Annotated in this window: 1 protein-coding gene and 2 pseudogenes; all 3 read right to left on the bottom strand. The window is 65.1% G+C overall.

Translation table 11 applies throughout. The features are described 5' to 3' along the window. Window positions 1-32 precede the first annotated feature (32 nt). Window positions 33-416: pseudogene (locus JFU04_RS30620) on the bottom strand (phosphopantetheine-binding protein); the annotation flags it as partial. Between the two features lie 60 nt (window positions 417-476). Beyond that, window positions 477-3,107, bottom strand: a pseudogene (locus JFU04_RS11285) (amino acid adenylation domain-containing protein); the annotation flags it as partial. 73 nt (window positions 3,108-3,180) lie between these two features. After that, on the bottom strand, window positions 3,181-10,962 hold the full coding sequence (locus JFU04_RS11280; protein WP_201144094.1) for a non-ribosomal peptide synthetase: 7,782 nt from the start codon (window positions 10,960-10,962) through the stop codon (window positions 3,181-3,183). Window positions 10,963-10,965 lie beyond the last annotated feature (3 nt).

The following is a 10,965-nucleotide window of genomic DNA, read 5'->3' as shown; positions in this document are numbered from 1 at the left end:
TCGAACAGGCTTTTGAGCGCCACCTCGATCCCCAGCGCCTGGCGGACACGCGACACCACGCGGGTCGCCAGCAGCGAGTGCCCACCGAGTTCGAAGAAGTGGTCTTCCAGGCCCACCTGCGGCGTGCCCAATACGTCCGCCCAAATGGCCGCGACCTGGCTCTCGCGCTCGCTGACCGGCGCCACATAGCGTTTTTGCAGCAGGCTGGCGTCCGGTTTCGGCAGCGCCTTGCGGTCCAGCTTGCCATTGGGTGTCAGCGGCAGGCGCAACAGGAATTGCATGTGTGCCGGCACCATGTAGTCCGGCAGTACCTCACGCAACGCGACCTTGCACCGCTCGCGCAACGCGCCTTGATCGGCCTGTGGCGTCGGGCTGTCGGTCACCAGGTAGGCCAGCAACTGGTCGTTCTCGGCCACCACCACCGCTTCGCGAATGCGGCTCTGCTCGCGCAGGCACGCCTCAATCTCGCCCAGCTCGATCCGGAAACCGCGCACCTTGACCTGATGATCGACGCGGCCGATGTACTCGACCACGCCATCCGCGCGATAGCGCGCCAGGTCGCCGGTGCGATACAGGCGTTCACCGTTGCCGGCGAAGGGGTTGGGCACGAAGCGCTCGGCAGTCATCGCCGCCCGGCCGTGGTAACCACGGGCCAGGCCAACCCCGCCGATCAACAGTTCGCCGGCAGCGCCGACCGGGCACGGAGTGAGGTCGGCGTTGAGAATGAACAAGGCGGTATTGGCGATTGGTCGACCGACAAACGGCAGCGGCTCGACCAGCTTATGGGCGGCCGACCAGATGGTGGTTTCGGTCGGGCCGTACAGGTTCCACACCGTACCCTGCTGGGCCAGCATGCGCTCGGCCAGGTCGGCCGGCAGCGCCTCGCCGCCGCACAGGCACTTGACCCCGTGCAGCAAGGTGCGGCGCTCGCTGTCCAGGAGCATGCGCCAGGTTGATGGCGTGGCCTGCACCACGTTGATTGCCTCGCGCTGCACCCGGTCAAGGATCGCCTCGGGGTCCAGCGACACGTCCTTGTCGGCCAGCACCACGGTCGCGCCTACTGCCAGCGGCACGTAGAGCTCCAGGGCAAAGATGTCGAACGAGAACGTGGTCAACGACAACAGGCGCGCGTCGGCGCCGATGGCCAGGGTCTCGGCCATGCCGTGGGTGAAACTGCTCAGCGCGCCATGGCGCACCATCACACCCTTGGGCTTGCCGGTGGAGCCGGAGGTGTAAATCACATACGCCAGGTGCTCGCCGGTCAGCTCGACGTCAGGGTTGGCGTGGCTGTAGCGCGCGTCTTCCTGCGCGTCCATGAACAGCACGTGCTGGCCGGCGGCCAGCGGCAGCCGCGTGTGCAGTTCGCCAGCGGTCAGCAACACGCGGGCACGGCTGTCTTCGAGCATGAAGGCCAGGCGGTCGGCCGGGAACTGTGGATCGAGCGGTACGTAGGCGCCGCCGGCCTTGAGCGTGGCGAGCAATGCCAGCACCATCTCGACCGAACGGTCCAGTGCCACCGCCACCAGCACGTCAGGGCCCACACCCGCTGCGCGCAGGCGATGGGCCAGGCCGTTGGCGCGCCGGTTCAACTCGCCGTAGCTGAGCGCCTGGCCGTTGCACACCAGTGCCGTGGAATCAGGCCGCGCCTGGGCCTGGGCTTCCAGCAGGCGGTGAACGCCCACGTCGTGGGCGAAGGTTTTGTGCGTGTGGTTCCAGCCGTGTACCAGTTGCTGCCACTGGTCATCGTCCAGCAACGGCAGCTCGCCGACACGGCCACTGCAATCCTTGGCCACCGCTTGCAGCAACCGGTGCCAATGGGCGAGGAAACGCTCAAGGCTCGGCGCGTCGAACAGGTCGGTGGAGTAGGTCAGCGAGGCCTGGATGCCGTCGGCCGATTCCTGGGTGTCGAGGTTGAGGTCGAATTGCGCGGTCTTGCTGTCCCACTCCAACCCTTGCACCTGCAGGCCCGTGACGCTGCCACCACCGCGCTGGCTATCGGTCTGGTGATTGAACATCACCTGGAACAACGGGTTGTAGCTCAGGCTGCGTTCCGGCTGCAGGGCTTCCACCAACTGCTCGAACGGCAAGTCCTGATGGGCCTGGGCGTCGACGGCGCGTTGCCGGGTTTGCTGCAGCAGGTCGCGGAAGGTCATCTGGCCGTCGATATCGGCCTTGAGGATTTGCGTGTTGACGAAAAAGCCGATCAGGCGCTCGGTTTCCACCCGATTGCGGTTGGCCACCGGCACGCCGATGCGGATGTCGTTCTGGCCGGTATAGCGATGCAGCACTGCCTGGAACGATGCCAGCAACAGCATGAACAGGGTCACCCCTTCGCGCTGTGCCAGGGTCTTGAGACCCGCGACCAGCGAGGCTTCCAGCGTCAGGTCGAGGCGCGCGCCCCGGTAGCTCTGCACCGCCGGCCGTGGGCGGTCCATGGGCATTTCCAGCACCGGCTGTTCACCGCCGAGCAGGCCTTGCCAATAGCCCAATTGACGCTCGCGCTCGCCGGCTTCCATCCAGCTGCGTTGCCACAGCGCGTAGTCGGCATACTGGATCGGCAAGGCCGGCAGTTGCGGGTCGTGGCCCTGCACGTGGGCGGCGTACAACTGCACCAGTTCGTCGACCATCACCTGCATCGACCAGCCATCGGAGACGATGTGATGCTGCACCAGCACCAGCACGTGTTCCTGCGGCGCCAGGCGCAGCAGCTTGACCCGCAACAGCGGGCCTTGCTGCAAATCGAACGGCTGGTCGATCTCGGCCTCGACCAGCGCCTTGAGTTCTGACTCCTGGGCATCGACCAGCGCAATGTCGACCCGCACCTGGTCGGCGATGACCTGCAAGGCGCTGTCGCCGTCCTCCTGCAAATGCGTGCGCAGGCTCTCATGGCGCTTGACCAGCGCGTCAAAGCTGCGCTGCAACGCGGCCACGTCGAGGTGGCCGGTCAGGCGCAACGCCCGGGGTACGTGATAGGCGGTGCTCTGCGGCTCCAGCTGCCACAGAAACCACTGCCGCTCCTGCGCATAAGAGAGTCGAAGCGGCTCGCCTTCCTGGCGCTTGAAAACCGGGGCAATCTCAAACAGGTTGATGCCTTGCTGCTTGAGCATTACCGCCAACGCTTTCTTCTGTTGCGCAGAAAGTGAACCTACCGACTCGATTAATGCTTGCACGCCACGCCCCTCAGGAAATCAATTTATCCAAATCTTCTGCTGATAGACGTTTGAGGGCCTCCAAGGATTTAGCCAATGCGTCCTGCACCGGCGAATTATTTGTCTGCTGCGCCGCCACGTAGGCGCTGAAATCGACCAGGGTCGGGGTGGTGAAGATCGATTTCACATCGAACTCGGCGTGCAATTGCTCGCGCAGGCGCACCACCACCTGCGTCGCCAGCAGCGAATGCCCGCCCAGTTCGAAGAAGTTGTCGTGCAGGCCCACCCGCTCCACGTCGAGCACCTCGGCCCAGATGGCGGCGATCTGCTGCTCCAACTCGCTGGACGGCGCCACGTAGGCGCGTGCCTGCAGGTTGGCATCGGCCTTGGGCAGCGCCTTGCGGTCGAGCTTGCCGTTGGGGCTCAGCGGCATCTGCTCCAGTAGCATCCACTGCGCAGGCACCATGTAGTCCGGCAGGTGCTGGGCCAGGTGTGCGCTGAGCACATCGCGCCAATCGGCGGCGGCGTCGTGCAGCACCAGGTAGCCGACCAGGTATTTGCCGTCGACGGCCAGTACGGCGGTCTCGCGAACCCAGTCGTGTTCGAGCAGGCGCGCTTCGATTTCACCCAGTTCGATGCGCAGGCCGCGCAACTTGACTTGATGGTCGATCCGCCCGGCGTACTCGATCACGCCGTCTTCGCGGTAGCGTGCCAGGTCGCCGGTGCGGTACAGGCGCTCGCCGTCGACAAACGGATGCGCGATAAAGCGCTCGGCAGTCAGCGCGGGACGGCGATGGTAACCCCGCGCCAGGCCCACGCCGCCCAGGTACAGCTCGCCCAATACACCCACCGGCACCGGTTCGAAGTTGCTGTCGAGGATGTAGCAACCGAGGTTGGCAATCGGACGCCCAATCGGCACCGCATCGCGGCCTTCATCGATGCAGGTCCAGTGGGTCACGTCGATGGCCGCCTCGGTCGGGCCGTACAGATTGTAGAGCCCGGCCTGCGGCAGTTTGGCGAACACCTGCTGCTGGGCATCCACCGGCAACGCCTCGCCGCTGCACACGATACGGTGCAAGGTGTGGCAGGTCGCAACCGCCGGATCCTGCAGGAATGCCTGCAGCATCGACGGCACAAAGTGCAGCGTGGTGACCTGCTCGGCATTGATCAGGTTGACCAGTTTGGCCGGATCGCGGTGATCCCCCGGCGCCGCGACCACCAGGCGCGCGCCGGTCATCAATGGCCAGAAGAATTCCCACACCGACACGTCGAAGCTGAACGGGGTCTTTTGCAGGACCGTGTCGCTGACATCCAGGCCATAGGCTTCCTGCATCCAGTGCAGACGGTTGGCCAGGGCCGAGTGACGGTTGCCGGCGCCTTTGGGCTGGCCGGTGGAACCCGAGGTGTAGATCACATACGCGAGGTTTTCGCCGTCCAGCACGATGCCTGGGTTGCTGTCGCTGTAGTCTTCAAAGGCAGACTCGCCCAGCACCAAGGTTTCCAGGCTGGTGGGAATCGGCAGTTGCTCGCGCAAGTGCGCCTGGGTCAGCAGCAGCTTCACGCCACTGTCGTCGAGCATGTAGGCCAGGCGCTCGCGTGGGTACTCCGGGTCGAGCGGCACATAGGCGCTACCGGCCTTGAGCACCGCGAGCAGGCCGACCACCATCTCGACGCAACGCTCCACGGCCAGGCCGACCAGCACATCCGGGCCCACACCCGCCTCGATCAAGCGATGGGCCAGGCGATTGGCGCGACGGTTCAATTCGGCGTAGCTCAAGCGCTGCTCGGCGAATACCAGGGCCGGCGCGTCCGGCGTTCGCGTTACCTGCTGTTCAATCCGTTGATGCACACAGTCCTGCAGGGGATAGTCACGCGCCGTGGCATTCCAGTCCCGCACGACTTGCTGGCGCTCGGCCGGGTCGAGCATGGCCAGCTCGCCAAGGTGTTGTTGCCCGCCCTGGAGCATGGCCTGCAACAGGTTGACCAGGTGGCGCGCATAGCTGTGCACCATGGCCGCACTGAAGTGCGCGCGGGCAAAGCCGAACTGCACTGACAGCGTGTCGCCGACGTCCACCAGCACGGTCAGCGGGAAGCTGGTCTGCTCGTGGGAATGCGGCGTGCCGAAGCGAATGCCGCTGCCGCCGCTCTGTTCCAGGGCCTTGGATACCGGGTAGTTTTCGAACACCAGAATGTTGTCGAACAAGGCCTCGCCGCCCTGCCCGGCCCAGCGCTGGATGTCGTACAAGCCGGTGTGTTCATGCTCGCGCAGGGCCAGGTTCTGCGCCTGCACCGCTTGCAGCCAGTCGGCTACCGATTGCTGGCCCTCCACCGCGCTGATCACCGGCAAGGTGTTGATGAACAGGCCGACCTGTTGCTCGACCCCGGCCAATTCGGCCGGGCGCCCGGCCACGGTGGCGCCGAAGCACACTACCGCCTGCCCGCTGTGGCGTTGCAACAGGATCAGCCACGCCGCCTGAATCAAGGTATTGAGCGTGACCTTGTGGCTGCGCGCGAAAGATTCCAGGCGCGCGGTCAAGGCACGGTCCAGCTGCAGTTGATGCTCGCCATGCCCCTGTGCGGCCAGCGGCTGACTGCTACCCAGGCGGGTCGGGGTGTGCAGCACGGCCAGTTGTTCGCGCCAGAAGGTTTCGGTGGCCTGCGCGTCACGCTGTTGCAGCCAGCCGATGTAGTCGCGGTAACGCCCGGCGGCCTGCGGCACGGCGACGCCGGCATAACGTTGCAGCACTTCACCGAACAGCCGCGAATTGCTCCAGCCGTCCATCAGGATGTGGTGATTGGTGTAGATCAGCTCATGGCGTTGCTCATCGGTGCGCACCAGCACCAGGCGCACCAGCGGCGCCTTGGTCAGGTCAAACCCCTGGCGGCGCTGGGCCTCCTGCAGGTTTTGCAGCTCCAGCTCACGCTCGGGCATCGCTCGCCAATCAAGCACGTCAATCGGCAACCGCGCCTCGCGGTACACCACTTGGCATGGCCACTCCAGCTGCCCTTCCCAGAAGAAACCACTGCGCAATACGTCATGAGCCTGCACGGTGGCATCCCAGGCATGCTGGAAGCGCGCCACGTCCAGGTTGTCGACGGTCACGCGGATCTGGTTGATGTAGTCGCCCGCGGCCTGTTCATACAAGGTGTGGAACAACATGCCCTGCTGCATCGGCGACAAGCTGTAGATGTCTTCGATGGCGTCTGCGGCCAGCGGCAAGGACTCCAACTGCGCCTGGGTGAGGCGCGACAACGGGAAGTCGCACGCCGTAAAGCCGCGGTTGCCAGGCGTGCAGCAATGCTCCACCAGGGCATTCAATTCCTCGGTATAGGCCACGCTGAGCGCCTGGATCGCGGCGGGGTCGAACATCAGCGGGCTGAAGGTCCAGCCCAGTTGCAGTTCACCGCCATACACCTGGCCGTTGAGCGTCAACCAGTTGCCCAATGGCGCCTCGGGGCTTTGTTCGGCGCCGGCGCTTTCTGCCGACGGGATGAACAGGCCGTCCGGCTGGTCGAAACTGGCGTCGATCTGGCCCAGGTAGTTGAAGGTGATGCGCGGCACCGGCAAGCCACTGAAGGCCTCGCGCGTGGCGTCATCGCCCAGGTAGCGCAGCGCGCCGAAGCCCAGGCCTTTGTCCGGGACAGCACGCAGCTGTTGCTTGATCTGCTTGATCGACGTGGCAAGCGACTCGGCCGGGGTCAGGCGCACCGGGAACAGGCTGGTGAACCAGCCCAGGGTGCGGGTCAGGTCGATCTCGTCAAACAGGTCTTCACGGCCGTGCCCTTCCAGCTGGATCAGGCTCGAAGCGTGCCCGGTCCAGCGGCAGATCACGCGCGCTAGCGCGGTCAGCAACAGGTCGTTGATCTGCGTGCGATAGGCCGTCGGCGCCTGCTGCAGCAGCTGCCGGGTGCGTTCGGCATCCAGTTGACTGATCACGGTCTGGGCCAGGCGGACGGGGCGCGCACCCTGTGGATCACGGCAAGGCAAGTCGGTCGGCAGGCCTTGCAGCTGTTGCAGCCAGAAGTCTTTCTCGGCACGGATCGATTCGCTGCGGGCATGGGCCTGCAGACGCTCGGCCCAGGCCTTGAACGACGAGGTCTTGGCCGGCAGCGATTGGTGGCGGTACAGGCTCTGCAGGTCTTCGAGGAACACCCGCCAGGACACGCCGTCCACCACCAGGTGGTGCATGACCAAGAGCAGGCGCTGGGAACCGTCGGCCAGTTCGGCGAGAACCGCGCGCAACAACGGCCCCTGCTGCAGGTCGAGGCTGCGCTGGGCGTTTTCGCACAGGGCGGCCAGTTCATCGGCATCCTGCACACGGGCTTGCCACAGCACCGGCGTAACGGCTGCGGCATGCTCGGCTTGCCACCCCGCGGTGTGCGGGCTGAAGCGCAGGCGCAAGCCATCATGGTGCGCGATCAACCCTTGCAAGGCCGTTTCCAGGCGGTCGCCCTCCATCACCTCGCGCGGGGTCAGCAGCAGTGACTGGTTCCAGTGGTGTTGCTCGGCCAATTGCATCCCGAAGAACAGTTGCTGGAACGGCAGCAACGGCGTCGTGCCCTGCACCGGCCCCTGGTCGATGACCTGGGCCACCTGCAACTGCGCCACCCGCGCCAGGCTGCGCACGGTCTGATGCTGGAACAGCGCTTTGGCGGTGAAATGAATACCGGCTGCCCGGGCGCGGCTGACCACCTGGATCGAGATGATCGAGTCGCCGCCGCGCTCGAAGAAGTTGTCGTTCAAGCCCACGTGCTCGATGCCCAGCACCTCGGCCCAGATCGCGGCAATCTGCTGCTCCAGGGCAGTGTGCGGCGCTTCGTATTGCTGCGTGGCCTCGGGCTTGGGCAGCGCCTTGCGGTCGAGCTTGCCGTTCGGGCTCAAGGGCATCTGGTCGAGTACCACCCACTGCGCCGGCACCATGTAGTCGGGCAGGTGCTGAGCCAGATGAGCACCGAGTACTTCGCGCCAATCATCGCCGGCGCTGTGCAACACCAGGTAGCCGACCAGGTATTTGCCGTCGACGGCCAGTACGGCGGTCTCGCGAACCCAATCATGGTCGAGCAGGCGCGCTTCGATTTCACCCAGTTCGATACGCAGGCCGCGCAACTTGACCTGATGGTCGATACGCCCGGCGTACTCGATCACGCCATCTTCGCGATAACGCGCGAGGTCGCCGGTGCGGTACAGGCGTTCGCCCTTGATGAACGGGTGGGCGATAAACCGTTCGGCGGTAAGTGCCGGACGACGGTGATAACCACGGGCCAGGCCAATGCCGCCCAGGTACAGCTCACCCAGCACGCCAACCGGTACAGGTTCGAAGTTGCTGTCGAGGATGTAGCACCCAAGGTTGGCAATCGGACGGCCTATCGGCACCGCATCGCGCTCTTCATCGATGCAGGTCCAGTGGGTCACGTCGATAGCCGCTTCGGTCGGGCCATACAGGTTGTAGAGCCCGGCCTGGGGCAGTTTGGCGAAGACTTGCTGCTGCGCATCCACCGGTAACGCTTCGCCGCTGCACACAATGCGCTGCAGGCTTTGGCAACTCGACACCGCCGGGTCCTGCAGGAATGCCTGCAGCATCGACGGCACAAAGTGCAGCGTGGTGATGCGCTCGGCATTGATCAGGCTGACCAGCCGGGCCGGATCGCGATGATCCCCCGGCGCGGCAACCACCAGGCGCGAGCCGGTCATCAGCGGCCAGAAGAACTCCCACACCGACACATCGAAGCTGAACGGGGTCTTTTGCAGCACGCTGTCGCTGACCTCCAGGCCATACGCCTCCTGCATCCATTGCAGGCGGTTGAGCAATGCCGAATGACGGTTGCCGGCACCTTTTGGCTGGCCGGTGGAACCCGAGGTGTAGATCACGTAGGCGAGGTTTTCGCCGTCCAGCGCGATGCCTGGGTTGGTGTCGCTGTAGTCCTCAAAGTCGGACTCGCCCAGCACCAGCGTTTCCAGGCCTTGGGGAATCGGCAACTGTTCACGCAGATGCGCCTGGGTCAGCAGCAGTTTCACCCCACTGTCGTCGAGCATGTAGGCCAGGCGCTCACGCGGGTACTCCGGGTCCAGCGGCACATAGGCACCACCGGCCTTGAGCACCGCGAGCAGGCCAACCACCATTTCAATGGAGCGCTCGACTGCCAGGCCGACCAGCACGTCGGGGCCGACACCGGCTTCGATCAGGCGATGGGCCAGGCGGTTGGCACGACGGTTCAGTTCGGCATAGCTCAGGGACAGCTGGTTGAAGCGCACTGCCGGTGCGTCCGGCTGCGCCAGCACCTGCGCCTCGATCAACTGATGTACCCACTGCCCTTGCGGATAATCGCGCGCGGTGGCGTTCCACTGGTCAAGCATCTGCTCGCGCTCGTTGGCGCTGAGGGTCGCCAGGTCCTGCACCGGCAACGCGCTGTTCGCCACGGCGGCACGCAGCAGGCTCAGCCAGTGCTCGGCCATGCGCGCCACGGTGGCGGCGCCGAACAGGTCGGTGGCGTAAGTCAGGGAGGCCCAGATCGCGTCGCCGCTCTCCTGAGTGTCCAGGCTCAGGTCGAACTGGGCGCTGTGGCTGTCCCATTCCAGGTTGGCCACGCGCAGGCCAGGCAATTGCTGCTCTGCTGTGTGTGAGTGGGCCTGGTGGTTGAACATCACCTGGAACAACGGGTTGTGGCTCAGGCTGCGTTCCGGTTGCAGCGCCTCCACCAATTGCTCGAAGGGCAAGTCCTGATGAGCCTGGGCCTCCAGCGCGCGGCGCTTGGTGTGCTGCAGCAGTGCGGTAAAGGGCATGGCGCCGTCGACGTCGGCCTTGAGCACCTGGGTGTTGACGAAAAAGCCGATCAGCGACTCGGTCTCGACACGGTTGCGGTTGGCAATCGGCACGCCGACACGGATGTCCGATTGCCCGCTGTAGCGGTACAGGAAGGCCTGGAACGAGGCCAGCAGCAACATGAACATCGTCACGCCTTCACGTTGGGCCAGGGCTTTCAAGCCTGCAACCAGGGCCGGCTCCAGCGCGATGTCCTGGCGCGCGCCGCGAAAGCTCTGTTGCGCCGGACGCGGCTGGTCGAACGGCAGCTCCAGTACCGGCTGCGCGCCGCTGAGCAGTTCGCGCCAGTAGTCCAATTGACGGGCCTTCTCCCCGGCCTCCATCCAGCGGCGCTGCCACAGCGCGTAGTCGGCATACTGGATCGGCAGCGGCGCCAGCACACAGTCCTGGCCCTGGCTGTAGGCGGCGTAGAGTTGCATCAACTCCTGCACCATCACGCCCATCGACCAGCCATCGGAGACGATATGGTGCTGCACCAGCACCAGCACGTGCTCGTCTTCGCTCACGGCGAGCAAGCTGACCCGCAACAATGGACCTTGCTGTAAATCGAAAGGCCGGGCGATTTCCGCTTCGACGCGGGACGTGAGCTGGGTCTCGTCGACTGCGCTTTCAGCGATCTCGATCACGGCGTGGGCCAGCACCTCCTGGGCACGTTCCTCGGCGTCCAGGTGCAGGCGCGTGCGCAGGCTTTCATGGCGCGCCACCAGGGTGTCGAAGCTGCGTTGCAGGGCGGCCTTGTCCAACTGGCCACTCAGGCGCAGGGCGCCGGGCACGTGATAGGCGGCGCTGTCCGGGTCCAGTTGCCAGAGAAACCACTGGCGCTCCTGGGCGTAGGACAATGGCAGTTTCTGGCCGTCCTCGCGGATCGAGGCAATCGGCAGTTGGGCGAAACTCATGCCACGGCTTTGCAGGCGCTGGTAAAACTGCTGGCGCTGTTCCAGAGGCAGGCGAAGAAAGCGCGAAACCAGATCGATATTAGGGTTGGAAAGCATGGG

Origin of the sequence: Pseudomonas sp. TH21 (genome assembly GCF_016651025.1) — a bacterium.
Taxonomy (GTDB): domain Bacteria; phylum Pseudomonadota; class Gammaproteobacteria; order Pseudomonadales; family Pseudomonadaceae; genus Aquipseudomonas; species Aquipseudomonas aylmerensis.
This window is presented reverse-complemented; position numbering and strand designations above follow the sequence as displayed.

What these genes read in the sequence shown, in the direction of transcription:
- JFU04_RS11280 (WP_201144094.1), bottom strand. Translation starts at nt 10,962, where the DNA reads ATGCTTTCCAACCCTAATATCGATCTGGTTTCGCGCTTTCTTCGCCTG.